Raw genomic sequence first — 26785 nt, forward strand, 5'->3', positions numbered from 1 at the left:
TCTACGGCCACGGCCTCACGGAATCGCTGACCAAGGCGAGGCAATCGCGCCGCGGCGCCACCGTCTTCGCCTATCACGTCGCCGACCCCGAGCGTTACGGCGTCGTCGATTTCGACGCGCAGGGCCGCGCGCTATCGCTCGAGGAAAAGCCGAAAGCGCCCAAATCCAACTGGGCGGTCACGGGGCTTTATTTCTACGACGATCGCGCGCCGCAATATGCTGCGGAACTGAAGCCTTCGCCGCGCGGCGAATTGGAGATCACCGACCTCAACAACATCTATCTGCAGCGCGGCGAGCTGAATGTGGAGCGGCTGGGCCGCGGCTTCGCTTGGCTCGACACGGGCACGCCGGCCTCGCTGCTGGAGGCGGCGGAATATGTGCGCGCGATCGAGCTGCGGCAGGGCCAGCGCATCGCCTGCCTCGAGGAGATCGCCTTCCGCCAAGGCTGGATCGACGCCGAGGCGCTAAGCGCCGCCGCGCAGAAATTCGCCAAAAGCCAGTATGGCGCCTATCTGACGCAAGTGGCGCGCGAGGGCTGAGGCGCGCTCACGCCATATGGTTGCGCACGAAGGCGATGAGTCCGACGACCACGCCATAAAGGGTGAGCGAAATGGCGAGCAGCAGGCCCGTATAGAGCCAACGCCGCGGATAGCGCGCGTCCTCCGGCAGAGCGGGCGATTCGATCTGATGGAGATAGAGCAGCTTGCGGTCGCTGAACAGGCGCGCGCCGTCGAGCGAGGCCGTCGCGATCTCATAGCTCGTCTCGGCGATCTTATGCTCGAGGTCGAGATTGGCGAAGGTCGTCATCTTGCCGGAGAGCGTCTTGCTCGCCAGCGCGTCGAGCCCCTGCGCTTCCCGCGTGGTGATCTCCGCCTTCAGGCTGGCGACCTGCTTCTCCAGCGATTCGATCTGTCGCTTCAGATGACGTATTTGCGGCGCGCTCTCGTCGACGTAGCGCGACTGGGTGAGATATTCCTGCTGATATTTCAACAGCTCGATCTGGACGGCGGAAAGCACCTCGCTCTGCGATTTGCTCGTCTGGCGAACGTCGATCAGCCCTTCCGTATTGCGCGCGCGCTCCAAATTCACGCGCGCGACCTTCAGCCGCTCGGCGGCGCGCTCGACATCCTGCTCGGAGGCCCGCACAGTGTCCTGCCGCATCCGCTCATTGAGATCATTGACCAGAGTCTCGCAGTCGGCGATCACCTTGTCGGCGATCGTCTTGGCGTCGGCCGGCGAGAAGGCGCGGACCGTCAGCGTGACGATTCCCGAGGGGAAGGTGATCGTCGCTGTGGCCATCTTCTTCCAGTATTCGGTGAAATTCTCGATCGGTTTCGACTTTTTGAAGCGCGCCCACCAATCGACGCGATCCGAGCCATAGAGCTCGCGCAGATTCACCTGGCGCTCGAGCTGCTCGACCAGCGTCCGGCTCTCGATATATTCGATGATGATCATCGAATCTTGAAAGATCATCATCTGCGGCAGGCCGGTCACGGAGCCGAGCCCGTCGAGCTTGGGAATGGCCGCGCTGCTCACGGTGAATTTCGCCTCGGCGACATATTGGTCCGAGGCGAGCAGCCCGTAGTAGAGCCCGCCGACGACATTGGGGATCGCCACCATGGCGATGGCGAGGACGAGAAAGGCGATGCGCATCGCCTTTGCGCCGCGCCGCTCGGCGAAGCTGGATTTCTGATAGGCGCCGCGCGCCCGCGCCGAGAAGCGCGCGCGCCGCGCGGCTTCGGCCAGAAAGCGCTGAACGGCCTCGGCGCGCTCCAGCGCATTGACCGTGCGAAAATCGGGAGACTTCGGAGGTTCGTCCATCCTCGCCTCTATCGGTTCATTCGATTGTACATCTCGATCGCCTTGGCGACCGTGTCGAACATGAAGAGGCGGCCGTCGACGAGCACGCCGCCGCGGTCGCAATAATCAGCCACGGCCTGCATCGAATGCGAGACGAAGATGACGCTCGAATTCTTGCGCCGCTGATCGAACGCCTCCTGGCATCGCTTCTGAAAGCTCATGTCGCCGACGCCGGTGATCTCGTCGATGAGATAGACGTCGAAGTCGATGGACATGGACATGCCGAAGGCAAGACGCGCGCCCATGCCGGACGAATAGGTCTTCACCGGCGCGTCGAAATAATCGCCGAGCTCGGAGAACTCCTCGACGAACATCGCCGCCTTGCGCGGATCGGCGCCGTAGATTCGTGCCACGAAATGCACATTCTCGCGGCCGGTCATCGCCGGATGGAAGCCGCCGCCGAAGCCGAGCGGCCAGGAGACCCGCACCGTGCGCCGCACCCTGCCGGAATTCGGCAGCTCGGTGCCCGCTATGACCTTGAGGGTCGTCGTCTTTCCGGCTCCGTTGACGCCGAGCAGACCATAGGAATAGCTCGTGTCGAAAACCATCGACACATGATCCAATATGACCTTCGAGTGTCGCTCGGTCTTATAGAATTTGAAGACGTCTAAGAGTTGGATCATCTTCTCTTCGAGCAGGCTTCGCCAGGGAACCGCCATTGACGCGAACCGCGCCCTTATAGCCCAGCGCGAGCGCCGCGTCCACGCGGGCGCGATGGCCTAATTTCGCCACTTTTCCGCCACGGCCGCATCATGCGCGACAGGCGCCGAGCTATGGCCAAGGCGCCGCGGCTCGACTATATGACGCGAGCGCGGAGCCTCAGGTCCGCGACTCATATTCGGGAAAGCACGGTCTTGTTGCTGAGAATTCCTTCTGTGCGTCGATCCGGCCTTCGCCGACTCGGCTGGGAGAGCTGGCAGGCCACGGATGCGGACCCGCTCTTCGTCTTCGTCACGGGCTTTTTGCGCGCCGCCTATATCATTCTCGAGGTCGCCGACGCCGATCAGACGCTCGACCCGCGCATCTATATCGATTTCGGCAAGGGCTTCGAGCCGGATGACGAGATCGAGCTCAAGCACACGCGCGACGGCCTCTATGTGATCGCGCTGCGGAGCTTCGGCCGCGTGCATCATGTGCGTTTCGATCCCTCTTCCTACCCTTCGCGGTTTCGTTTTCGCGCCTTCATCGCCTATGACGAGAAATCCGTGCGCGCCTTCGTCGGCGGCAGGCTGCGCGCGGCGGCGCGCGGCGAGCGCGCGGCTCCGCTGTGCGAGACCATAGCACGGCCCGGCGCGCCGGAGCTTTCCGGCGTCGGCGCGCGCGTCGCCAAGGTGCGCGGCGCGACTCCGCATTTCGAGCAGGTGATCGCCATGGCCAACGCCCACTACGCCGGCGCGCCGGCCTGGACGGGCGAGCGGCCGGCGTTCTCCTTTGTAACGCCGGTCTATGACGCGCCGGCGCTCTATCTCGACCAATTGCTCGATTCCTTTCGGATACAAAGGGCCGGCGCCTATGAGCTGATCCTCTCCGACGACGGCTCGACGTCGCGCGAGACGATCGACTGGCTCGAGCGTCATCGCGACACGCCGCATGTGACGATTCTGCGCGCGGCGCAGAATGGCGGGATCGCCGTCGCCACCAATAGCGGCCTCGCCGCGGCGCGCGGCGATTGGGTCGGCTTCATCGATCACGACGACGCGCTCGCGCCTTACGCCGTCGATGCGCTGCTGGAGACGATCGAGCGCACGCCCGGCGCGCAATTCGTCTTCACCGACGAGATCGTCGCCGACGCCAAGCTGCAGCCCAAGCATTACTCGCTGAAGCCGGCCTTCGACCCCGTGCTGCTCTCCGGCGTCAATTACGTCAATCATCTCTCGCTCTATCGTCGTGAGCGGCTGCAGGCGCTGGGCGGCCTGCGCCGCGGCTACGAAGGCTCGCAGGATTATGATCTGCTGCTGCGCTACACGCGCGGCCTCGCGACGGAGGAGATCGTCCATCTCCCCTACCCCGCCTATCTCTGGCGCCGCGACGGCAAGAGCTATTCGGTGAGCTTTCTCGATCGCGCCACGACGAGCGCGCGCCGCTCGCTGGCGGAAAGCTACGCCGTCGACGGCGCGCCGGCGACAGTGGAGCCGGCGCGCAACGCCGATCTGCATCGCGTGCGCTTTTCGCCGAAGGACGACGCCTGGCCGCTCGTCTCCATCATCGTGCCGAGCCGCGATTCCTTCGCGCTCGTCTCCCGCCTCTTCGACGATCTCATTTTGCGGACCGATTATCCGCGCATGGAGATACGCGTCGTCGACAATGGCACGAAGGACGAGCGCGTTCTCGCTCTCTATGAGCAGAAGAAGGCGGCCTATCCTTTCGTCTCGATCGATATCGTCGAGGAGACATTCAACTTCTCGCGGCAGGTCAATCGCGGCCTCAGGGCGGCGCGCGGCGATTGCGCGCTGCTGCTCAACAACGACATAGAGGTCATGGACGCCGGCTGGCTGAAGGAGATGGTCTCCTGCCTCGCCTATCCCTCCACGGGAATTGTCGGCGCGCGTCTGCTCTATCCCAATGGAACATTGCAGCATGCGGGCGTCGTCATGGGCCTCGGCTCTGTGGCGGGACATTGGTTCTGCGGCATGCCCGGCGATTATCCAGGCCCCATGGGCCGGCTCGACGTCCGCCAATCCATGGCGGCGGTGACGGGAGCCTGCATGCTCATCACGCGCGCCTGCCTCGAGGCCGTCGGCGGGCTGGACGAAGAAAATTTCGCCATCGCCTACAACGACACGGATTATTGCATGCGCGCCGGCCGCGCCGGATTTCGCGTCGTATGGACGCCTTTCGCAACGCTCACTCATCATGAATCGGCGAGCCGCGGCAGCGACGAGACGGACGCCAATATCGCGCGCTTTCGCCGCGAGCAGGACACGCTGCGCAAAAAATACGACCTCGTCGGTTATGTAGATCCCGCATTCAACCCCTGGTACAGTCGCGACAATGCGGCGCCGCGATTGCGGCTGCTGAACAGCCTGCCGCCGGGCCGTCATTTCCGCGTGTAGCGCCCGCCGATTGCCAAAAGCGTCGCGACAGCGTAATCCGTCGCGCCGCGTCGCGGGCGCCCACGGGCGCGCTCGGCGCGAATGGAATTGTAGAAAAATTCAGTCGTGTTTTCGATGGGGATTCGAAAGCATTTCTGCTCGTCGCCGAGGGATGATCATATCGATGCTGAGGAAGCTGCGAGACATGCTGCCGAAACGAGGACCCTCGCGTCCTCCGGCGGAGGTTTTCGACTCCTATGTGTCGAGCGTTCCCCGCCTGCAGAACGCCGTCGATTTGATCGGCGGATGGAGCTGCGCTTTTCCGCCCGCATGCGGCGTCTCCGCCGGTCGGATCGAAGCCTTCGACGATGCGCGCATTCGGTGGGCGATCGATTGCTTCGGCTCGCTCGAGGGCCGCAATGTGCTCGAGCTTTCGCCGGGCGAGGCGGGCCACAGCTTCCTTCTCGAATCCGCAGGCGCCAATGTCGAGGCGATCGAGCCGAGCCGAGCCGCCTTCATCCGCTGCCTCGTCGCCAAGGAGGTGATGCGCCTCTCGCGAACGCGCTTGTGGCTCGGCGATATGGAGGCGTTTCTGCGCGAGACGGACAAGCGCTATGATCTCGTCGTCGCCGATGATGCGCTGAGCCGTTTCGCCGATCCGCTCGCGGCCATTGCGCTTCTCGCGCGCCGCGCCGACGCGCTGTATATTCACACCCAAGTCGCGCAGCGTGGAGCGGCGTCTTTGCTCCGCCGCGACGATCTGATCGCCGCATTGCATGAAGCCGGTTTTACGAACATACGAGAGGCGGAGAGCGGCCACTCCTCCGGGCTTTCGATTTTTGCGCGCAAGTGACACGCAGCGCTCGCGCGCGCCATAGGAGCACGGCCGATGTTCTTCTCGCGCAAGCGTCAAAGAGAATTCTCCGGCTATGTCGATCTCGCGAGCGGCGGCCGCGTCTCCGGCTGGGTCTATGACCGATTGCGGCCGCGCGATCGATTCGATGTCGAGGTCTGCTCCGCCGGCGCCGTGATCGGCGTCGCGCGCGCCGATCGGCCGCGCGAGGATTTGGCGCGCGCCGGCTTCGGCGACGGAGTCTATGGCTTCGATTTCGATCTGCCGGATGGCGATTATCCCGAGGAGACCCTGGCAGCCCGCGTGCGCGGCGAGGAGTTCTGGCTGCTGGAGAACGCCAGCCGGCGCAGCCTTTCGACGGAGCTGCTCAATTCCACGCGGCGCGGCCTGCCGCGGCTGGAGCCGACCCTGTCGCTGCGGCCGGTCGACGAGCGCGACATAGAGATCGCCGCCGAGCTGCAGAGCGCCTGGGCGCGTCATGCCGGCGGCCGCGGCGCGCGGCGCCTGGGCGGCGGCGGCGCCATGTGGACCGATATCGTCTCTCATCGCCATCAACCGCTGCTCGCGCTTCTCGACGGCGACGACCCGCGCGCGCTGGCGCAATGTCTCGTCGATGTGCAGAAATCCGCCGCCGCCACCGGGCTCGAGCAGGGCGTGCAGGCCTATCGGGATTTTCTCGCCGCCTCGCCGGAGGGCCGCCGAGCCGCGGTCGCGCCTTTTCACGATATGCTGGCCTCGCTGGCGCAATATATCGGCGTCGCGCGGGTGGAATGCGCCGAGCAGGATTATGTCGGCGAGACGCTGGTCGCCTCCTCGCGCGCGCTGGTCGCCGAGATCGAGGCGGCGCTCGGCTTTCCCATCGCGCCGCCCGCCGTCTTCGACGGGCTCTATGGACTCGCCTTGGACGGAAATGTCCTGCACGGGCGCGATATTCAGGCGCTCTATCTCGCTTTGCGCACAATAGAGGCGAGCGGCGTCGCGCGCCCACGCATTTGCGAGATCGGCGGCGGCTTCGGCAAGGCGGCGCGCTATGCGCTGCTGGCCGGCGCGCGCCATTACACCATCGTCGATCTGCCGACCGTCGCCGCCATGCAATTCTTCGCGCTGCGGCGCGGCCTGCCGGAGGCGAGCGTGCAGTTCCGCCATCCTCACGAGCCGTCCCGCGGCGAGGGCGTCGATCTCGTCCTCGCGCCGGAGATCGATGACGAAGCGCTCATCGAGAGCGACGTTATCGTCAATTGCGATTCCTTTCCCGAGATGGGCGACGCCGTCTGCCGCAGCTATTTCGCCCGCATCGGCCGCTGGGCGCCGCTGCTGCTGAGCGTCAATCAGGAGGCCAATCGCGTGGTCGGCTCCTCCGGCCGGCAATCTGTGGTGGGCGCGCTGCTGCCCGATTACGGCTTTGCCCGCCGCTATCGCTTCCGCAGCTGGATCCGGCGCGGCTATGCGGAGGAGCTGTGGGCGGCGCCGGAGCGCCGCGCCGAGGCATGACGCCGCAGGGGCGCGCCGTCTCGCCGCTCAAATGCAAAAATCATCCGTATTGTCAAAAACATAGATATTTCTGAAACCTTTCCAGGCCTAGGCTCGTCGCTGGTTCGACCGACCCGAGGCATGAGGCCCGCCGGAAACTCCGAGCGCGTCGGCGACTGTCCCCATTCTCACCGCGGAGCGAATGCGCCTGCCGGGCGACGGCGCGTATCTCGATCTCCGCCTCGAAGGACCCGTGCGCGATGCGATTCGACGATTTCAAGCTCACCACCAAAAACCTGCTGCCGCTCGCGCTGACCGGTCTGCTGTTTCTCGGCGTGACGGCGCTCGGCGTCTACCGCATCCAGGACCTCGGCCACCGTTACCAATATCTGACGGATCATTCGGACGCCGCCCTGGTGCGCCTGCTGCGGACCAATCGCACCGCGGTGGAGGTGGGCTACGCCGTTCATTCGATGATCGCCTATGAATCCGACACGGAATTGTTCAAGCTCGCCGAGAAGAATTTCGAGACCGCCAGCGAGCGCGTCAATGCGCTTCTCGATGCGGCGGCGAAGCTCGATCCGGCCCGCGCCCCGGCGATCAAGACCTTCCGTGAGCGAATCGACAAGATAATCGAGGACGCCGAGCCCGCCGTTCGCATCGCAAGGGACGTTCCGGGCCTCGAGGTCGGCTCGCGCCTGCAGCCGCGCGAGCTCGACGCGCTCGCCAAATGCCTGGCGATTCTGCGCAATGTCGACATGCAGCTGGAAAAGCTCACCGAGGATATGAAGAAATTCAACGACTCGGTGCTCGAGGACAATCAGCATGTCGGCGACGAGCTGCGCCGCCAGACCGAGCAGACGATCTGGACCATGGTCATCGTCGGCGTTCTCGCGCTGCTCGCCGGCGGCTCCGCCACTTTCTATGTCTCCAGCCGCAAGATCGGCGCGCCCATCGCGCGGCTCACCGGGCAGATGAGCGCTATCGCCGGCGGCAATCTCGACATCGTCGTGGAAGGCGTCACGCGGCGAGACGAGGTGGGCGCGATGGCGCAGGCGCTCGACACGTTCAAGCGCAACGCCCATGAGCTGCAGGCCGCGGAGGCCCGCACGGCCGAGGAGAAGCGGCGCAGCGAGCGAGCCGACGCCGAGCGCCGCGCCGAGGCGGCCATCGCCGAGAGGGAGCGCGAGGCGGCGCTGAAGGCGATCGGCAGAGGCCTCGAGAAGCTCGCCGCCAAGGATCTCGTCTATCGCCTCTCGGAGGATATGCCCGCCGCCTATCGCGGCCTGCAGAGCGATTTCAACGCGGCGATCGGCCAGCTGGAGGCGGCGCTGGGCGTGGTGGCGGGCGGCGCGGAGGCGATCGGCTCCGGCGTCGATCAGATCGCCGTCGCCGCCGACGATCTCGCCCGTCGCACCGAGCAGCAGGCCGCCAGCCTCGAGGAGACCGCCGCCGCGCTGGAGGAGATCACCACCACGGTGAAAAAGAGCGCCGAGGGAGCGGTCAGCGCGAGCGACATCGTCGGCTCCACCAAGACCGAGGCGGAGAAGAGCGGCGCGATCGTCCGCCGCGCGGTCGACGCTATGGGGCGGATCGAGAAATCCTCTCAGGAGATCGGCCAGATCATCGGCGTCATCGACGAAATCGCCTTCCAGACCAATCTTCTGGCGCTCAACGCCGGCGTCGAGGCGGCGCGCGCGGGCGAAGCCGGCAAGGGCTTCGCCGTTGTCGCTTCGGAAGTGCGCGCTCTGGCGCAGCGCTCCGCCGAGGCCGCGCGCGAGATCAAGAGCCTCATCTCCACCTCGACGGTCGAGGTGGAGCAGGGCGTCGAGCTGGTCGGCGCGACCGGCCGCGCGCTGGAGAAGATCGTCACCCAGGTGGCGGAGATCGATCGCGTCGTGGCCGACATCGCCGCCGGCGCGCGCGAGCAGGCCACCGGCCTCGCCGAGGTCAACGCCGCCGTCACCCAGATGGATCAGAACACGCAGAAGAACGCCGCGATGGTGGAGGAGACCACCGCCGCCAGCCACAGCCTGCGCAAGGAGACCGAAGGGCTCACGCGCTCGGTGGCGAGCTTCCGGCTCGGCGAGCGGCCGCAGGCGCGGCGCCCGGCGCCGAGAGCGGTCTTCGCCGGCGGCGGCGCCGCCCTCCGCAAGCCTCAGCCCGTTCCGGCGCAGGAGGATTGGACGGAATTCTGAGCGCCGCGGCGCCCGTCTCCAAAAAGGCCGCCGGAAGCTCCCGGCGGCCTTTTCCATTTTCGAGCGCCCGCGCTGCGCCAGAAGTAGCAAAGACATAGATATTTCAGAAAGCTTTTGATGCTTTAGCTCGACAGTATTCTCACGGGCCTCCGACTTGGAAAGCGCCCCATGCGTCGTCGATTACAAGGAAGCTTCTCGATGCGGTTCGACAATTTGAAGCTCACCACCAAGAGCCTTCTTCCCCTCGCTTTGACCTGCCTGCTCTTCATCGGCGCCACGGCGCTGGGGGTTCACCGCATGAGCGAGCTGGGGCGACGCTACGAAGATCTGACCGAGCATTCCTACGCCGCCGTTGTGAAGATGCTGCGCTCCAATCGCGCCATCACAGAATTCGGCCTCTCCGTCCATCAGATGATCGCCTATGACGCCGACACGCCGATCTCGCGCGCCGCCGCGCAGGAGGCCGCCTCCGTCGGCGCCCGCGTCGAAACGCTGCTCACCGAGGCGATGCGGCTCGACCCGGCCCATGCGGCGCAGATCGAGAGCTATCGGGATCGCTTCGCCAAGGTCTTCGAGCGAGCGAAGCCCGCGATCGTGATCGCTGAGCAGCTGCCGGCGCTCGAGCTCGGCGCGCGGCTGAAGCCGCAGGAGCTGGAGCAGCTCGCCAAATGCGTGTCGCTGCTGCGCGGCGCCGATGAGGAAATCCGCGCCATCGTCGATGAGATGCGCTCCATCTATAGAGCCGCTGAGGCGGAGGACAAGCGCATCGGCGAGGAGCTGCGTCGTCAGACGGAGCAGACGATCTGGACGATGATCGGCGTCGGCGCCCTCGCGGTTCTCATCGGCTGCGCGGCGACGCTCTATATTTCCGGCCGCAAGATCGGCGCGCCGATCACCCGCCTCACCGGCCAGATGGGCGATATCGCCAAGGGCGATCTCGGCGCCGTCGTGGAGGGCGTCGAGCGCGGCGACGAGGTCGGCGCCATGGCGCGGGCGCTCGACACGTTCAAGCGCAATGCGCAGGAGCTGCGCGCCGCCGAGAGCCGCGCCGCCGAGGAGCGTCGTCGCGGCGAGGAGGCCGAGGCGCGGCGCAAGGCCGAGCAGGCCGTGATCGAAAGAGAGCGCGAGGCGGCGCTGCAAGCGATCGGCGAGGGTCTCGAGAAGCTCGCCTCCAAAAATCTCGTCTATCGGCTCTCCGACTCCATGCCCGAGGCCTATCGCCGGCTGCAGAATGATTTCAACGCGGCCATGAGCCAGCTGCAGGCGGCGCTCGGCCTCGTCGCTGGCGGCGCGAAAGCCATTGACGCCGGCTCCGGCCAGATCGCCGTCGCCGCCGACGATCTCGCGCGCCGCACAGAGCAGCAGGCCGCCAGCCTGGAAGAGACCGCCGCCGCGCTGGAAGAGATCACCACCACGGTGAAGAAGAGCGCCGAAGGCGCCGTTCACGCCAGCAATATCGTCGGCGCCACCAAGATGGAGGCCGAGAAGAGCGGCGCGATCGTCCGCCGCGCGGTGGACGCCATGGGCCGCATCGAGCGCTCCTCGCAGCAGATCGGCCAGATCATCGGCGTGATCGACGAGATCGCCTTCCAGACCAATCTGCTGGCGCTCAACGCCGGCGTCGAGGCGGCGCGCGCCGGCGAGGCCGGCAAGGGCTTTGCGGTGGTGGCCTCGGAAGTGCGCGCCCTGGCGCAGCGCTCCGCCGAGGCGGCCAAGGAGATCAAGGGCCTCATCTCCACCTCCACGGTGGAGGTGGACCAGGGCGTCGAACTGGTCGGCGCGACCGGCAAGGCGCTCGACACCATCGTCTCCCAGGTGGCGGAGATCGACAAGGTGGTCGCCGATATCGCCGCCGGCGCACGCGAGCAGGCGACGGGGCTCGGCGAGATCAACACCGCCGTCAATCAGATGGACCAGAACACGCAGAAGAACGCCGCAATGGTGGAAGAGACCACCGCCGCCAGCCACAGCCTGCGCAAGGAGACGGAGGCGCTGACGCGCTCTGTCGCGAGCTTCGCGCTCGGCGACGAGCACGGCTCCCACGCTCATGCGCCGCGGGCTGCGCTGAAGACCGTCTCCGCCGGACGCGGCGGCGGCGCGGCGCGCAAGCCGCAGCCGGCTCAGGACGATTGGGAGGAGTTCTGATCGCTCGCGACGAGCGGTCCGATCTCGTCGAGGCAGGCGGTGAGCAGGCGCTGGATCATCGGCCCGCTGTCGTCATCGGCGAGCAGCGGCTCGACCCGCAGCACCTCCCGCATGATGGAGAAGCCGATGAGGCAGGAGACGAACAGCGCCGCGCGCTGCTGCGCCGCCCGCCCATCGAGCTTATCGGCGAGCGGACCGATGAAGTCCCGATAACAGCAGGCGCGAATGAGATCGCGCGCCAGCGGGCTCGTCAGCGAGCGAATGAAGATTTGCAGCCCTTCATGCTGCTGCGATTCGAGCGCGAAGCTCGCGAACACCGCACCGAGCCGGCTGCGATCCGTCGATAGGAGAGCCGCCGGGCAGGCCTCGACGACGGCGGCGGCGAAGAGCTGCTCCTTGGAGCCGAAGGAGCGATGCACCAGAGCGACGTCGACGCCGACATCCGCGGCTATGTCGCGCAGCCTCACCTCCTCGAAGGACGCGCGTGCGAAACGGGTGATCGCCGCGGCGAGAATGCGCCGCCGCGTCGCCTCCCCCGAACGCTTTTCCGATTTTTCCGGCCGCATCGAGAATCCTTCTCCCGATATGTATTCATAGTCGATCCCGCGCGACGCGCCGTCAATCGGCATTCCGGCGGCCAGCCGATTTCGTGTCAAAATTTCGCGGCATTTTACCTATTAGGGAAATGTGAACCTTTCCCAGGCCAAGGTTACGGTAGTCCTCCGCATGGCGAAGCCTCCGGCGGGGCTCGGCCGGACCAGAAATCCGACGCGCTCGACCGGGATCTCGCCGCACAAATCAACTGCGGTTGACAAATCGGGCCGACTCGACGAATTTCGGCCCATGGTCACGTTCTAGCCGAGGCGGCGGCTGGGCGTCCTTTTTTCGTGCTCTTCGGAGGTTCACATGCATATCAAAACCAGCCTTTCGGCTCTCGCGGTCGCCGCCGCTCTCTCCGTCGGCGCCGCGCACGCCGCCGACCTGCCCTATCGCAAGGACGCGCCGGCCTTCGCGCCGCCGCCGCCGGTCTTCTCCTGGACGGGCGCCTATGTCGGCCTCAATGTCGGCGGCGGCTTCAAGGCGGACAACAGCTTCGGACGCGCCGGCGACGTCAGCGGCGTCGTGGGCGGCGGCCAGATCGGCTACAACTACCAGATCTCGCCGCTCTTCGTGGTCGGCCTCGAGACCGACTTCCAGGGCACGAGCCTGCGCTCCAACGTCGGCGGCGCCAGCCTGCCGTGGTTCGGCACTGTGCGCGGCCGCGCCGGCTTCGCCCTGCTCGACTCGAAGCTCTTCGTCTATGGCACGGGCGGCTTCGCCTATGGCGAGCTGAACACGCGCTTCGGCAGCGACACCCGCACCGGCTGGACCGCCGGCGGCGGCGTGGAATACGCCTTCCTGCCGAACTGGTCGGCCAAGGTCGAGTATCTCTACACCGACCTCACCAACAATGGCGGCTTCGCCTTCGGCCCGCAGCGCGCGAAGTTCCACACGGTCCGCGCCGGCGTCAACTACCACTTCAACCTGTTCTAGTCGGAACGCCGCATGGCCTCTCCCAGGGGCCATGCGGACGTTAGACCAAGCAGGCGCAAAAACAAAAAAGGCGAAGCGACCATCGGTCCGCTTCGCCTTTTTCTTTTGGAAGATTCGGTTGCGCCGGAGACCGGCTCCCGGCCGCCGCAGCGGCCGGGGAATTCTCGAGACGCGATCAGCCCTTGGCGGCCGCCGCCACTTCCGCGGCGAAATCGCTGGTCTCTTTCTCTATGCCCTCGCCGAGCGCATAGCGGGCGAAGCCCTTGATCGTGATGGGCGCGCCGGCCTTGCCCTCATGCTCCTTGAGCGTCTGGGTGATGGTCTTGCCGCCGTGATCCGGGTGGTTCGAGACCTGATCGAGCAGCAAGACCTCCTTGTAATAGGTCTTGAGGCCCGAATCGATGATCTTCTCCAGCACATTGGCCGGCTTGCCGGCGTTCTTCTCGGCGAGCAGCGCCTTCTCGCGCTCCACCGTCGCCGGATCGAGGCCGGAGGCGTCGAGCGCCAGCGGATTGGCCGAGGCGACATGCATGGCGATCTGGCGCGCGAGAGTCGACAGGACTTCCTTGTCGCCCTTGGACTCGAGCGCCACGATCACCGCGATCTTGCCGAGGCCGTCGGCGATCTGCGTGTGGACGTAGCGATTGACCGCGCCCTCCACCTTCAGCGGCGCGACGCGGCGCAGCGTCAGATTCTCGCCGATGGTGGCGATGCCGGTGGTGATCGCCTCCGAGACGACGCCGCCGCCCGGGTAAGGCTTGCCGGCGAGCTCCTCGGCGCTGGTCGCGCCGGTCTCCAGAGCGACGCGGGCGATATTGTTGACGAGCTTCTGGAAGTCGTCATTGCGGGCGACGAAGTCGGTCTCGGAATTCACCTCGACGACGACGCCGACGCCATCCTCGACGATCGCGGCGACGAGGCCCTCGGCGGCCACACGGCCGGACTTTTTGGCGGCCTTGGAGAGGCCCTTCTTGCGCAGCCAGTCGACGGCCGCCTCGATATCGCCATTGGTCTCGTTGAGGGCGGCCTTGCAATCCATCATGCCGGCGCCCGTGCTCTCGCGCAGTTCCTTGACGAGAGCGGCGGTGATCTGGGCCATGGGGTTAGACACCTCTAGCTAGAGCTAACGCCGGCCCCTTTGGGAGCCGGCGCGATAATCTGTCGTGAATGTGACGCTAGAGCGTCATCCGATCCAATCGGGATCGGATGACGCTCTCATTTCTCTATTTGGGAGCGAATTCTGATCGATCGAACGATTCCGTTCGATCGGAAAGCGCTCTGGCGCGAAATCAGGCCGAGGCCAGCGAGCGCGCCTGATCGACCCAGCCGTCGCGGGCGATGCGGCCGTTGAGCTTGAGGTCCTGATCGAGCTTCTCGACATCCGCGGGCGTCAGCGCCGCGATCTGCCAATAATGGAAGATGCCGCCGTCATTGAGCTTCTTGACCAGCTGCGGACCGACGCCATGCAGCTTGGCGAGATCATCCGGCGCGCCGCGCGGAGCGGAGAGCAGCTCGAAGGGCTCGAGCGCGATCTCGACCTCGGCGGCCGCCGCATCGGCGACGACCTCATCGGCCGAGCGCAGATCGGCATGAACGCGGCCGAGCGCCGGCTCCGCCGTCGGCTGCTCCAAGGCGCCGACATCGAGGCCCGAGAGGCCCTGGCTGCGCGAGATCCCGTCGATGGCGGCGCGGGCGATGAGATCGCAATAGAGCGCGATGGCCCTTCCGGCGTCGTCGTTGCCCGGGATCGGGAAGGTGATGCCGTCCGGGTCGCAATTGGTGTCGAGGATCGCCACCACCGGAATCTTCAGGCGGTTGGCCTCCTTGATCGCCAGCTGCTCCTTATTGGTGTCGATCACGAAGATGAGATCGGGCGTGCCGCCCATGTCCTTGATGCCGCCCAGCGCCTTCTCGAGCTTGTCGCGCTCGCGGGTGAGCAGCAGACGCTCTTTCTTGGTGACGCCCGCGGCGCCGGCGCCCAGCTGCTCGTCGAGCTTGCGCAGGCGCTGGATGGAGCCGGAAATGGTCTTCCAATTGGTGAGCGTGCCGCCCAGCCAACGGGAGTTGATGAAATATTGCGCGCTGCGCTTGGCGGCGTCGGCGATCTGATCCTGCGCCTGACGCTTGGTGCCGACGAAGAGCACGCGGCCGCCGCGCGCCACAGTGTCGGAAACGACCTTCAGCGCCTGATGCAGCAGCGGCACCGTCTGGGCGAGGTCGATGATGTGGATGTTGTTGCGGGCGCCGAAGATATAGGGAGCCATCTTCGGGTTCCAGCGATGCGACTGGTGGCCGAAATGAGCGCCGGACTCGAGCAGGCCGCGCATGGTGAAATCAGGAATCGCCATTGTCATCTTCTCCGGTTCTAGCCTCGGCGAAAGCAGGATGAGCCGGAGAACCGGCCACCGGAACGGCGCCTTGAAGCAGGAGCCGTGAGACTTTCGCCTGTGGGATGGCGCGGCTTATAGGCGAGAACGACGGTGGGGGCAAGCGGGGTCGGGAGGCGGAAAAGCTTTCTCAACGCGCTCCGGCCCTTCACTTGAATGCAGCTCTCGCGTGCTCAAGCAGCCTCCGCAAGTGGTCAATCTGTCCCAGATCGAGAGAGTGTCCAAAGAACCGCTCAAACCACGCTGACTGAGCTTCCATAAACTGAAGCTTCGTCTCATAGTCACTTAAATTATGCATATCGAAAAACGTCATGAAGATTCCGGCCGCACCAACCAACACTTTTGCCATCTCCGAGATAGTCGCATCAATCGCGCGATCAGCAAAGTAAGGCCCGCATTGCGCGTCTCCACCGGCGTTTGGCCGCAGCAATTCGAACCCCTGGAACGAGGCGTGCGCGCCCAGGTTGCACAAAAGCTGATAATGCTCCATGCGCTTTCTCGTGGTGAATCCATCGCGGTCATCGAGCGTTGTGCGAACTTTAAAAGCACTAAATCGTTTGTTTCTTTCACTCTCGGAGCAGCTCCGCCATTCAGATATCAACGTCTTTTCTAACCGAAAATAATCGAGAAGAAATGTTATTTCTAAAATGTCACGTAATTGCATAACTGCGTTTTGATAGTATCCAGACATCGAATTTTGAACGGCGCCGGCACAACTATTAAAGAGACGAATGCCCAGAAGCTTGATGGTAAGCTGATCCTTGTCCGTGCGCGGACATGCATGCACAAAATAATGAATGAGATTCATCGAGTCTGCTACCATATTGAAGTGGCGAAGAAGCAGCTCAGATGCTTGAATGGCCGCTTTGCTCCTGGACCGGATAAACTCCTCGCCGCCGTGCAAGTAATCGATGTTTTCTGGAAACTTCATAAGCCACTCTTACATTTCGAACAAACTGTGGCATGATACTCGGAATATGGGGTGTCCCAACAGCCCTCATCCGCCCCTCGCTGACGCGAGGGCCACCTTCTCCCGCTTGCGGGAGAAGGAGTCACGCCCCGAGATTCGGCTGAATGCCGGATGGGCTTTCCACCCCCTCTATGCTCTCTGCGTCCAATTCTATCGACCTCACCGCCGCATTCTGCTAATCACCGCCCCGCCGTCGCTTCCCCCTTTTCACGAGGCCGCTTTGCCGCTCTTCGCCGCCCTCTGCCTGGACAAGCCGAACCATGTCGAGCTTCGGCTCGCCACCCGCGAGGCGCATCTCGCCTTTCTCGCCGCCCATGCCGCGCAGGTGAAGCTCGGCGGACCGTTTCTCGATGCGGCCGAGAAGCCCGTCGGCTCGCTGCTGATCGTCGAGGCGGCGGATGCGGCGGCGGCGCAGGCTCTGCTCGCCGAGGACCCTTATGCGAAGGCGGGGCTGTTCGCGAGCGTCGAGGTCAAGCCTTGGAAGCGCGTGGTGGGGGCCGAGCTCTGATGGCGCATTGGCTGTTCAAGAGCGAGCCCAAGACCTGGTCCTGGGACCAGCAGGTCGCCGCCGGCGCGAAGGGCACCTTCTGGAACGGCGTGCGCAACCATCTCGCCAAGAAGCAGCTGATGGCCATGCAGATCGGCGAGCGCGGCTTCTTCTACCATTCCAATGAGGACAAGGCCGTCGTCGGCGTGGTGGAGGTCATCAAGACCTATTATCCCGACCATACGGACGAGAGCGGCAAATTCGGCATGGTCGATATAAAGGCCGTCGCGCCTTTCGCGCGGCCGGTGACGCTCGCCGAGATCAAGGCCGATCCGCGCCTTGCCGAAATGGTGCTGGTCAATAATTCGCGGCTGTCGGTGCAGCCCGTCTCCGAGGAGGAGTGGAAGATCATTCTCTCGCTCGGCGGCGTGGACGCGCTCTAGGCCGAGCGGGCCGGCGTCGGAAGGGAGCGGGTTCGAAACAGCCTATTTCCACAGCCGCGCGGCGCAGGCGCGCGCGCTTGCTCAATTTTCGTGCGAAGCTTCGCTAGAAGCGACTCTCGCCTTTTCAGACGGGAAAAAGCGCGCTAGCAGTTTATTTCCAGGCACGCCCATAGGAGAAAAGATGGCGCGCAAGAAAATCGCCCTGATCGGCGCCGGCCATATCGGCGGGACGCTGGCCCATCTCATCGGCCTCAAGGAGCTCGGCGACGTCGTATTGTTCGACATCGCGAGCGGCGTGCCTCAGGGCAAGGCGCTCGACCTCTCCCAATCGGCGCCTGTCGAGGGATTCGACGCGCGCATCGCCGGCGCGGACGATTATTCCGCCATCGCCGGCGCGGATGTCGTCATCGTGACGGCGGGCGTGCCACGCCAGCCGGGCATGAGCCGCGACGATCTGCTCACCATCAATCTCGGCGTCGTCTCCAAGGTCGGCGCCGGCATCAAGGCTTATGCGCCGAACGCTTTCGTCATCTGCATCACTAATCCGCTCGACGTCATGGTCTGGGCGCTGCAGAAGGCGAGCGGCCTGCCGACCAATAAGGTCGTCGGCATGGCGGGCGTGCTCGATTCGGCCCGCTTCCGATTCTTTCTGGCCGAGGAGCTGAACGTCTCGGTGGAGGATGTGAGCGCCTTCGTGCTCGGCGGCCATGGCGACGACATGGTTCCCTCCGTGCGCTACTCGACCGTCGCCGGCGTTCCCCTGCCCGATCTCGTCGCCATGGGCTGGACGACTCAGGCGAAGATCGACGCCATCGTCGACCGCACGCGCAAGGGCGGCGGCGAGATCGTCGGCCTGCTGAAGACCGGCTCCGCCTATTACGCGCCGGCCTCCGCGGCCATCGCCATGGCGGAGAGCTATCTGAAGGACAAGCGCCGCGTGCTGCCCTGCGCCGCTTATCTCGACGGGCAATATGGCGTCAGCGGGCTCTATGTCGGCGTGCCGGTGGTCATCGGCGCCAATGGCGTGGAGCGCGTCGTCGAGATCGCGCTCGACGCCGCCGAGCGGCAGATGTTCGACAAATCCGTCGGCTCGGTGAAGACGCTGATCGCCGCCAGCAAGGCGCTCGACCCCGCCTTCGCCTGAGCGCGCGGAGCCCCGTTTCCGCCCCCGGCGAGGGGCGCGTTGTCGCGACGAAGGTCGCAATCAGGATCGGTGAGAAATGAACATCCACGAATATCAGGCCAAGGCCATCCTGCGTGAGTTCGGCGCCCCGGTCGCCGAAGGCGCTCCGGCGCTCGCCGCCGGCGAGGCGCGCCAGGCCGCGAGCGGCCTGCCCGGCCCCGTCTATGTCGTCAAGGCGCAGATCCACGCCGGCGGCCGCGGCAAGGGCAAGTTCAAGGAGGCTTCGGCCGGCGAGAAGGGCGGCGTGCGCCTCGCCCGCTCGCTCGACGAGGTCGAGACCTTCGCCAAGGAGATGCTCGGCTCGACGCTGGTCACGGTGCAGACGGGCGAGGCCGGCAAGCAGGTCAACCGCCTCTATATCGAGGACGGCGCCGATATCGACAAAGAATTCTATCTCTCCCTGCTGATCGACCGCGCCACCTCGCGCGTCTCCTTCGTCGTCTCCACCGAGGGCGGCACGGATATCGAGGCCGTCGCCCATGCGACGCCCGAGAAGATCGTCACCTTCTCCGTCGATCCGGCGACCGGCGTTCTGCCGCATCACGGCCGCCGCGTCGCCGACGCGCTCGACCTCACCGGCCCGCTGGTGAAGGAGGCGGTCTCGCTCACCGAGCGCCTGTTCTCGGCCTTCGTCGCCAAGGATATGGAGCTGCTCGAGATCAATCCGCTGATCGTCACCAAGGACGGGAAGCTGCGCTGCCTCGACGCGAAGATCTCCTTCGACGACAATGCTCTCTACCGTCATCCCGACGTAGTCGCGCTGCGCGACAAGACCGAGGAGGACGAGAAGGAGATCGAGGCTTCCAAATATGAGCTCGCCTATATCGCGCTCGACGGCACGATCGGCTGCATGGTGAACGGCGCCGGCCTCGCGATGGCGACGATGGACATCATCAAGCTCTATGGCGAGAACCCCGCCAACTTCCTCGACGTCGGCGGCGGCGCCACCAAGGAGAAGGTGACGGCCGCCTTCAAGATCATCACCGCCGATCCCAAGGTGAAGGGCATTCTCGTCAACATCTTCGGCGGTATCATGCGCTGCGACGTCATCGCCGAGGGCGTCATCGCCGCGGTGAAGGAAGTCGGCCTCGCCGTGCCGCTGGTGGTGCGCCTCGAGGGCACCAATGTCGATCTCGGCAAGGAAATTATTTCCAGCTCGGGCCTCGATGTGATCCCTGCCGACGATCTCGACGACGCGGCGCAGAAGATCGTCGCCGCCGTGCGCGGACGAAGCTGACGCGACGCTTTCGCGACAAAAGACGGCTGCCCCCGTTGGGATATTTCGCACTTGCGGGGGCGGCTCAAAACAGCCATCTTCCCGCATGATGGTGGCGCTCGGCGGCCTATTTCCGGGCGCGCCGGCGCCGCGCAGCTGCGGCCGATTGCGGGAAACAGCACGTGAACAGATTCTTCTCGTCCGATGCGCCGAGACGGCGCCGCGTTCGCTCTTTCTCGACCCGCGCGGCCTATGCCGCCGCGGCGTTCTGCGCTCTTTCGCTCGGGGTCGACGACTTCTCCGGCGCGGGGCTCTTCGTCGGCGAGGGCTCGGCTCACGCCCGCGAATCGACGCTCTCCATCGCCACGCCCTTCGAGGTCGGCGAGAGCGCGTCCGGCAATTATCTCGCCGCCATTGTCGCCGGGGCGGAACGCGACACGCTCGCGGCCTCGACATTTTTCCGCGAGGCGCTGCGCAGCGATCCGCGCAATCGCGAGCTGACCGAGCGCGCCTTCGTCGCCGCTCTCGCCAATGGCAATATGCAGGAGGCTTTCGCCCTCGCCGCGCATGTCGCCGCCTTCGACAAGAACAACGGCCTCGCCAATCTGACGCTGGGCGTCGAGGCGATAAAGGCCAAGAAATTCGCCAAGGCCCGCGCCGTGCTCGCCAAGGGCGGGCTCGACCGCAAGCATGACGTTACCTCGACGCTGCTCACCGCCTGGGCCTATGCCGGCGCCGGCGAGACCCGCCAAGCGCTGGCGACGGCCGACAAGCTCAAGGAAGACGCCTTCGCCGTCTTCCGCGACTATCATGCGGCGCTGATCGTCGATTCGGCCAAGAACGGCGACAAGGCCGAGGCGACAAAGCGCTTCAAGGCCGCCTATGGCTCCGAGCGCAACACGCTGCGCCTCGTCGACGCCTATGCGCGCTTTCTCGTCTCGCATGGCAGCCGCGAGGAGGCGCGCCGCGTCTATCGCGCCTTCGACGATCTCGCCCCGCGTCATCCCATCGTCACCGCGGCGATCGGCGACATCGATTCGGGCAAGCCGCTCGCCCCCTTCGTTCGCGACGCCGACGCCGGCGCGGCCGAGGTGCTCTATGGGCTCGGCGCGATCGGCGGTCGTCAGGGCGACGAGCTCGCCTCGCTGATCTATCTGCGCCTCTCGCTCTTCCTCGCGCCGGACAATGCGCTGGCGACGATCACGCTCGCCGACATTTACGAGCGCATGAAGCAGGAGGAGATCGCCATCGATCTCTATGACAGCGTGCCCAAGGACAGCCCGCTGCGCGTCAACGCCGATGTGCAGGCGGCGCTGCTGCTGGAGACGCTGGGCAAGACCAAAGAAGCCACCGACCACCTGCAGGCGGTGATCGTCGAGCATCCCAAGGATCAGGAGGCGCTGACCGCGCTCGGCAATATTCAGCGCTCGCGCAAGCTGTTCGCCGATTCGGTCACCACCTACACCAAGGTGCTGGACCTGCAGCCGCAGACCGACAAGAGCCAGTGGCTGCTCTATTATTATCGCGGCATCGCCAATGAGCGCCGCAAAAACTGGCCGATCGCCGAAGCCGATCTCAAAAAGGCGCTGGAGCTCTATCCCGACCAGCCGCTGGTCCTGAACTACCTCGGCTATTCCTGGGTGGATCAGGGCGTCAATCTCGACGAGGCGTTCAAAATGCTGCGCCGCGCCGTCGATCTGCGCGCCCGCGACGGCTATGTCGTCGACAGTCTCGGCTGGGCCTATTACCGGCTCGGCCGCTATGACGAGGCGGTGCGCGAGCTCGAGAAGGCGGTCGATCTCAAGCCCTCCGATCCGGTCATCAACGACCATCTCGGCGACGCCTATTGGCGCGTCAATCGCAAGCTCGAGGCGCGCTTCCAATGGAATCACGCGCGCGACATGAGCCCCGATCCCGATGATCTGCCGAAGATCCTCGAGAAGATCGACAAGGGCCTCTCCGACCCGTCGCCCATCGCCAGCGATCAGACCAAGAAGAAGAACGGCGGCTGAGGGGGCGGGCTCATCGCTCCCCCTGAGCGCATTTCTCTGATGACGAAGATTTCAGCGCCGCCCTTCTCGACGAAGGAGCGGCGCAGCTCTTTTTCGAGGACGCCGGGTCTATAAGCGGACGCCCCGGCTCTTCAGCTCGGCCTTGAACTCCTCATCGACCTCACGGCCGATTTTCGCACCCCATTGCTCTCCCCGCTCCCGCATTTCGCGTTTGAACTCCTCGCGGAGGGAGAAGAATTTGATTCCAGCCGGCGAGCGCGCGAAATCATCGCGCGCCGCGACGTCGCGCGGACCGGTGGCGAAGCTTCGCAGCTCGCGCAGCTCCGTCGACGACAGCTTCGGGGCCAAGGCCGTGGCCATGAGGCTCATGAATTCGTCGATCCGCGCCGACGCTTTGACTTTCAGCCGCGGCATGATCTCGGAAATCTCTTTGGCGTGCTGCGGATAATGTGCCGTGAGCCCGCGCCCCACGGCGTCGACGAGCTGCGGCAAAATCGCCGCCATCTGGTCGCTCAAATGAAGCGCGTCGATGACTTGCCGCGCGACGCGGACGTCCTCCAGCGACGCATCCGCGCGAACCGCGGTCGCGCTGCAGAGGAGATTGGCCAAAAGGGCCGCCACAGCCAGGGATTTTCGCATATGCCGCTCCGAAAAGGATATTGCGCGCTCGGCGAAGAGCGCTCGCTCAATGGCCACATCCTATTCGAGGCTCCGACCGAGCGAATGTCCATAGCCCGCTCGGCGAATCGCTCAGCCGCGGCGGACGCGGCGCCCGATCATTCCGCCACCTTCGGCAGCTCATGATAGGCGAATTGCGCCGGCGCCGTCGGCTGCGGCGTCTCGACCAGCACGTCGCCGAGCTTGCGGCGGAACCACATGGCGTAGAGCGCCGGCAGGAACAGCACGGTCAAAAATGTCGCGACGAAGAGGCCGCCCATTATGGTGAGCGCCATCGGCCCCCAGAACAGCGAGCGCGTCAGCGGAATCATGCCGAGAATGGCGGCCATCGCGGTCAGCGCCACCGGCCGCGCGCGGCGCACCGTGGCGCCGATGATGGCCTCGCGATAATTGGCGCCCTTCTCGAGGTCCTGACGCACCTGATCGACCAATATGATCGAATTGCGCATGTCCATGCCCGAGAGCGCGATGAGCCCCAGCAGCGCGACGAAGCCGAAAGGCGCGCCCGCCAGATTGAGCGCCAGCGAGGAGCCGATGAGGCCGAGCGGCGCGCTCATCATCACGAGGCCGAGCCGCGTGAAATCCTGCAGCTGGAACATCACGATCACCAGCATGACGAGAATCATGACCGGGGCGACGGCGGCGATGGAGGAATTGGCCTTGGCGGATTCCTCGATCGCGCCGCCGATCTCGAGCCGATAGCCCGGCGGCAGATGCTCGCGGATCTCGGCGAGGCGCGGCCAGATGCGATTGGTGACGTCCGGCGCCTGAACGCCGTCCTTCACATCGGCGCGCACGGTGACGAGCATATTGCGATTGCGCCGCCAGATGATCGGCTCCTCATGCTCATAGACGATCTTGGCGATCTGCGAGACCGGCACGGGCGCGCCGGCGCGCGTCAAGATCACGATATCGTCCAGCCGCCCGAGATCGCCGCGCTCGCCGGGCGTGGCGCGGGCGACGACGTCCACGCGGTCTATGCCGTCGCGCAGGCTGGTGATCGTCACGCCGGAGACCATCATCTGCAGCCGGTTCGCCACCTCTTGCGGCGTGAGGCCCATGACGCGCGCGCGGTCCTGATCGATGACGAGCCGCACCGCCGGCGTCTGCTCGTTCCATTGCAGATGCGGCTCGACGACGGCCTTGTCCTCGCGCATGACATCGCGCACGCGATAGGCGATGGCGCGCACCTCCGCCGGATCGCGGCCGATGACGCGAAACTGCACCGGAAAGCCGACCGGCGGGCCGAAGTTGAAGCGATCGACGCGGGCGCGGGCCTGCGAGACGGCGCCATCCTCCAGCGCCTTGGACAGGCGGGCCTTCAGCCGCTCGCGCGCCTCGAGATCCTTGGCGACGATGACGATCTCCGCATAGGCCTCATTGGGCAGCGCCGGGCTGAGGCCGAGCCAGAAGCGCGGCGGACCATGGCCGATATAGCTCGTGTAATGGACGGCGTCCTCGTCGCCCTTCAGCAGCTTCTCGGCCTCGTCCACCGCCGCGGCCGTCGCGAATATGGACGAGCCCTCCGGCATGCGCAGCTGGAAGAACAGCTCGGGCCGCTCGGAAATGGGGAAGAACTGCTTCTGCACATGGCCGAAGCCGAGGACGGCCGCGATGAAAATCCCGCCCGTGGCGCTAACGACGAGCAGGCGATTGTCGACCGCCCAGGTGATGAGCCGGCGCAGGCCGAGATAGAAGGGCGTCGAATAGATCGCCTCGGGATCGTGATGGGCGTGGCTCGAAAAATCGGGCAGCAGCTTCACGCCGAGATAGGGCGTGAACAGCACGGCGACGAACCAGGAGGCGACGAGCGCCACGGCCAGCACGAAGAACAGCGAGCCCGTATATTCTCCGGTCGAGGAGGCGGCGAAGCCGACCGGCATGAAGCCCGCCACCGTCACCAGAGTGCCGGTGAGCATGGGAAAGGCCGTGGACGTCCAGGCGAAGGTGGCGGCGCTGATGCGATCCTCGCCCTGCTCCATCTTCACCGTCATCATCTCGACGGCGATGATGGCGTCGTCGACCAGCAGGCCGAGCGCGATGATGAGCGCGCCGAGCGAGATGCGCTGAAGATCGACGCCGAAGGCGTTCATGAAGACGAAGACGACGGCGAGCACCAGCGGCGCCGACAGAGCGACGATGATTCCAGTCCGAAAGCCGAGCGAGACGAAGCTCACGAAAAGGACGATGACCAGCGCCTCGACGAAGGAGCGCGTGAACTCGCCGACCGCATGAGAGACGACCGTCGGCTGATCGGCGATCTGCGTGATCTCTATGCCGACCGGCGTCTCCGCGCGAACCTCGGCCATCGTGGCCTCGAGATTCTTGCCGAGGGTGAGCACATTGCCGCCCTTGGCCATCACCGCGCCGACGACGATGGTCGGCTCGCCCTTGTAGCGCGCCAGAAAGTTCGGCGGGTCCTCATACCCGGACACGACATCGGCGACGTCGCCGAGGCGAAACACATGGCCGCTCGCCTCCACCGGAGTGGCGGCGATGGCCTCGGCGCCCTTCAGCGCGCCGGTGACGCGCAAGGGCACGCGATTGGCCGGCGTCTCGAAGACGCCGGAGGCGTTCACCGCATTCTGCTTGGCGAGCGATTCGAACAGCGCTTGCGGCGTGACGCCGAGATTGGCCAGCTTGGCCTGGCTGAACTCGACGAAGATCTTGCGATCCTGCTCGCCATAGACATTCACCTTCACAATGTCCGGCGTCTCCAGCAGGCGCTGGCGGAACATCTCCACCACGCGGTCGAGCTGGTGATAATCGGCGCCCTCGCCATGCACGGCGTAGAGCACGGCGTCGACGTCGCCGAACTCGTCATTGACGTCCGGGCCGATGACGCCCTGCGGAAGCTCCGGCTGAATGTCGTGGAGCTTCTTGCGCAATTGATAGAAGAGGCTCGGCACTTGCGCGGGCGGCGTCGTGTCCTTGAACGTCACCTGCATGGCGAGGAAGCTCGGCTTCACATAGGTCTCGATCTTCTCGAGATAGGGAAGCTCCTGCAGCTTCTTCTCCAGGCGATCGGCGACCTGATCGCGCATCTCGAGCGCGGTGACGCCCGGCCAGATCGCGGTGAGATTGGCGACCTTGATGGTGAAGGACGGGTCCTCGGCGCGGCCGAGGCGAAAATAGGAGAACGCCCCGGCGATGGCCACAGCGAGGATCAGCGCGAGGGTGAGCGTCTGCCGCTTGACCGCCCAGAGCGAGAGATTGAAGCCCATCGCCCCGCGCCTCACAGAGTCTCGGCGTCGACCGGACGCACGCGCTGGCCGGGATCGAGCTTATGGGCGCCGAGCACGACCACGCGGTCGCCCTCGGCGACGCCGGCGGCGATGAGCGCCGTCTTGGCCTCGTAGCGCAGCACGGAGACGGGCGCGAGCGTGAGCTTGCCGCCCTCCTCCACCTTCCACACGCTGGGGCCGGAGCCTTGATCGAACAGAGCCGCCAGCGGCAGAGCCGCGGCGACGCCCTGATCCTTGCCGGCGAGCGTCAGCGTCGCGCTCATGCCGAGCCCCACCTTCTCATCGGCGCCGAGGATCGAATAGCGCGCCGAGAAGGTGCGGGTGGCGGCGTCGGCGGAGGCGCCGAGCTCGCGCAGGCTGGCGCGATAGATCTTGGCCGGATCGGACCAGAGAAAGAGGCTCGCCTCCCCGGCTCCGGCGAGGGAGGCGAAGGCCTCCGGCAGAGCGACGACGGCCTCGAGCGCGCCGGCGCGGGCGACGCGCACCGCCGCCTGCCCCGCCGCGACCACCTGCCCCGGCTCGATGAAGGTCGCCGTCACCGCCCCGTCCGAATCGGCGCGCAGCGAGGCGTAATCCAACGCATTCTTGGCGAGCTCCACGGCCCTCGACGCGCGCTGCTGGCGGCCGCGCGCCTCCTCGGCCTGGGCTTTCTGGCGATCGAGCGCCGCCTGCGCGGTCCAGCCGTCCTTGCGCAAGGTCTGCGCGCGGCGCTCGTCGGCGGCGGCCTGCTCCAGCGCCATGCGCGCGGCGGAGAGCTCCGCCTCGGCCTGCTCCTTCTGCAGCCGCAGATCGGCCTCGTCCAGCACGGCCAGAAGATCGCCGGCCTTGACGGATTGCCCATTCTCGACGAGGCGGCGCACCACCTTGCCGGCGACGCGGAAGGATTGGTCGGTCTCGACGCGCGGACGGATGGCGGCGACGAATTGGCGCGTCGGCGCGCGCGGCGCGTAATGAACGGGCGCGACGAGCACGACCCGCGCCGGGCCTTCGGCCTTGCGGGCGGAGTTGTCACAGGCGGAAAGCAGGAGGAGCACGGTTAACGCCGCCGCGGACCGCAACAATCGACTCTTCTG

Annotated in this window: 21 protein-coding genes; 12 read left to right on the plus strand and 9 right to left on the minus strand. The window is 65.6% G+C overall.

All coding sequences use genetic code 11. The features are described 5' to 3' along the window. Positions 1-539, plus strand: a 539-nt coding sequence (locus ACT53T_RS10700) for a sugar nucleotidyltransferase (RefSeq protein WP_476161172.1), incomplete at its 5' end; no start/stop codon positions are given. Between the two features lie 7 nt (positions 540-546). Here ACT53T_RS10700 and ACT53T_RS10705 read toward each other — a convergent pair. Both ACT53T_RS10705 and ACT53T_RS10710 read right to left on the minus strand, forming a co-directional pair. Continuing rightward, entirely contained in the window at positions 547-1821 is a 1275-nt protein-coding gene (locus ACT53T_RS10705) for a KpsE/RkpR family capsule polysaccharide export protein (RefSeq protein WP_476161173.1), read from the minus strand. An 8-nt stretch (positions 1822-1829) separates the two neighbouring features. After that, positions 1830-2483: an ABC transporter ATP-binding protein gene (locus ACT53T_RS10710; RefSeq protein WP_400766426.1), complete on the minus strand. Its 654-nt coding sequence runs from the start codon at positions 2481-2483 to the stop codon at positions 1830-1832. A gap of 252 nt (positions 2484-2735) precedes the next feature. Here ACT53T_RS10710 and ACT53T_RS10715 point away from each other — a divergent pair, with 252 nt between their 5' ends. From ACT53T_RS10715 to ACT53T_RS10735, 5 genes are all read left to right on the plus strand, one after another. Next, positions 2736-4913, plus strand: a complete 2178-nt coding sequence (locus tag ACT53T_RS10715; RefSeq protein WP_476161174.1) for a glycosyltransferase family 2 protein — start codon at positions 2736-2738, stop codon at positions 4911-4913. Positions 4914-5097: 184 nt separating this feature from the next. Continuing rightward, entirely contained in the window at positions 5098-5745 is a 648-nt protein-coding gene (locus ACT53T_RS10720; protein ID WP_476161175.1) for a class I SAM-dependent methyltransferase, read from the plus strand. A 36-nt stretch (positions 5746-5781) separates the two neighbouring features. Continuing rightward, on the plus strand, positions 5782-7236 hold the full coding sequence (locus tag ACT53T_RS10725; protein ID WP_476161176.1) for a class I SAM-dependent methyltransferase: 1455 nt from the start codon (positions 5782-5784) through the stop codon (positions 7234-7236). A gap of 239 nt (positions 7237-7475) precedes the next feature. Then, positions 7476-9413, plus strand: coding sequence for a methyl-accepting chemotaxis protein (locus ACT53T_RS10730; RefSeq protein WP_476161177.1), 1938 nt, complete (start codon positions 7476-7478; stop codon positions 9411-9413). 198 nt (positions 9414-9611) lie between these two features. Further along, positions 9612-11558, plus strand: coding sequence for a methyl-accepting chemotaxis protein (locus ACT53T_RS10735; protein WP_476161178.1), 1947 nt, complete (start codon positions 9612-9614; stop codon positions 11556-11558). On the opposite strand, the gene ACT53T_RS10740 is transcribed toward ACT53T_RS10735, so the two are convergent. Beyond that, positions 11534-12124 carry a TetR/AcrR family transcriptional regulator gene (locus ACT53T_RS10740; RefSeq protein WP_476161179.1) on the minus strand — a complete coding sequence of 197 codons (591 nt, stop codon included), beginning with the start codon at positions 12122-12124 and terminating at the stop codon, positions 11534-11536. The genes ACT53T_RS10735 and ACT53T_RS10740 overlap by 25 nt on opposite strands. A gap of 340 nt (positions 12125-12464) precedes the next feature. Between ACT53T_RS10740 and ACT53T_RS10745 the strand changes: the two genes are divergently transcribed. Next, a complete protein-coding gene (locus ACT53T_RS10745) occupies positions 12465-13091 on the plus strand; it encodes an outer membrane protein (protein WP_476161180.1) in 627 nt (208 codons plus the stop codon). Positions 13092-13266: 175 nt separating this feature from the next. Here ACT53T_RS10745 and tsf read toward each other — a convergent pair whose 3' ends face one another. The 3 genes from tsf to ACT53T_RS10760 form a co-directional block, all read right to left on the minus strand. Beyond that, on the minus strand, positions 13267-14190 hold the full coding sequence (gene tsf / locus ACT53T_RS10750) for a translation elongation factor Ts (RefSeq protein WP_018264412.1): 924 nt from the start codon (positions 14188-14190) through the stop codon (positions 13267-13269). A gap of 190 nt (positions 14191-14380) precedes the next feature. After that, the gene (locus ACT53T_RS10755) at positions 14381-15439 is read right to left on the minus strand and encodes a 30S ribosomal protein S2 (RefSeq protein WP_476161181.1); all 1059 of its coding nucleotides are present in this window, start codon (positions 15437-15439) and stop codon (positions 14381-14383) included. A gap of 187 nt (positions 15440-15626) precedes the next feature. Next, positions 15627-16409, minus strand: coding sequence for a hypothetical protein (locus tag ACT53T_RS10760; RefSeq protein WP_476161182.1), 783 nt, complete (start codon positions 16407-16409; stop codon positions 15627-15629). 259 nt (positions 16410-16668) lie between these two features. On the opposite strand from ACT53T_RS10760, the gene ACT53T_RS10765 reads away from it, so the two are divergent. The 5 genes from ACT53T_RS10765 to ACT53T_RS10785 all read left to right on the plus strand — a co-directional run bounded on the left by ACT53T_RS10765 (position 16669) and on the right by ACT53T_RS10785 (position 21789). After that, a complete protein-coding gene (locus tag ACT53T_RS10765) occupies positions 16669-16956 on the plus strand; it encodes a YciI family protein (RefSeq protein ID WP_036289225.1) in 288 nt (95 codons plus the stop codon). Beyond that, positions 16956-17378 carry an EVE domain-containing protein gene (locus ACT53T_RS10770; protein ID WP_476161183.1) on the plus strand — a complete coding sequence of 141 codons (423 nt, stop codon included), beginning with the start codon at positions 16956-16958 and terminating at the stop codon, positions 17376-17378. The genes ACT53T_RS10765 and ACT53T_RS10770 overlap by 1 nt, the downstream gene beginning before the upstream one ends. Before the next feature lie 181 nt (positions 17379-17559). After that, positions 17560-18522, plus strand: a complete 963-nt coding sequence (mdh, locus tag ACT53T_RS10775) for a malate dehydrogenase (protein WP_018264407.1) — start codon at positions 17560-17562, stop codon at positions 18520-18522. A gap of 76 nt (positions 18523-18598) precedes the next feature. Further along, positions 18599-19798: an ADP-forming succinate--CoA ligase subunit beta gene (sucC, locus tag ACT53T_RS10780; protein ID WP_476161184.1), complete on the plus strand. Its 1200-nt coding sequence runs from the start codon at positions 18599-18601 to the stop codon at positions 19796-19798. Between the two features lie 161 nt (positions 19799-19959). Next, positions 19960-21789 carry a tetratricopeptide repeat protein gene (locus ACT53T_RS10785; RefSeq protein WP_400766402.1) on the plus strand — a complete coding sequence of 610 codons (1830 nt, stop codon included), beginning with the start codon at positions 19960-19962 and terminating at the stop codon, positions 21787-21789. 108 nt (positions 21790-21897) lie between these two features. Here the strand turns inward: ACT53T_RS10785 and ACT53T_RS10790 are convergent, their stop codons facing one another. From ACT53T_RS10790 to ACT53T_RS10800, 3 genes are all read right to left on the minus strand, one after another. After that, the gene (locus ACT53T_RS10790) at positions 21898-22428 is read right to left on the minus strand and encodes a DUF2059 domain-containing protein (protein WP_476161185.1); all 531 of its coding nucleotides are present in this window, start codon (positions 22426-22428) and stop codon (positions 21898-21900) included. Between the two features lie 137 nt (positions 22429-22565). Next, positions 22566-25691: an efflux RND transporter permease subunit gene (locus ACT53T_RS10795; protein ID WP_476161186.1), complete on the minus strand. Its 3126-nt coding sequence runs from the start codon at positions 25689-25691 to the stop codon at positions 22566-22568. A gap of 11 nt (positions 25692-25702) precedes the next feature. Continuing rightward, the gene (locus tag ACT53T_RS10800) at positions 25703-26746 is read right to left on the minus strand and encodes an efflux RND transporter periplasmic adaptor subunit (protein WP_476161187.1); all 1044 of its coding nucleotides are present in this window, start codon (positions 26744-26746) and stop codon (positions 25703-25705) included. Positions 26747-26785: the final 39 nt, after the last annotated feature.

The sequence above is a fragment of the Methylosinus sp. DMC45 genome (genome assembly GCF_056313885.1).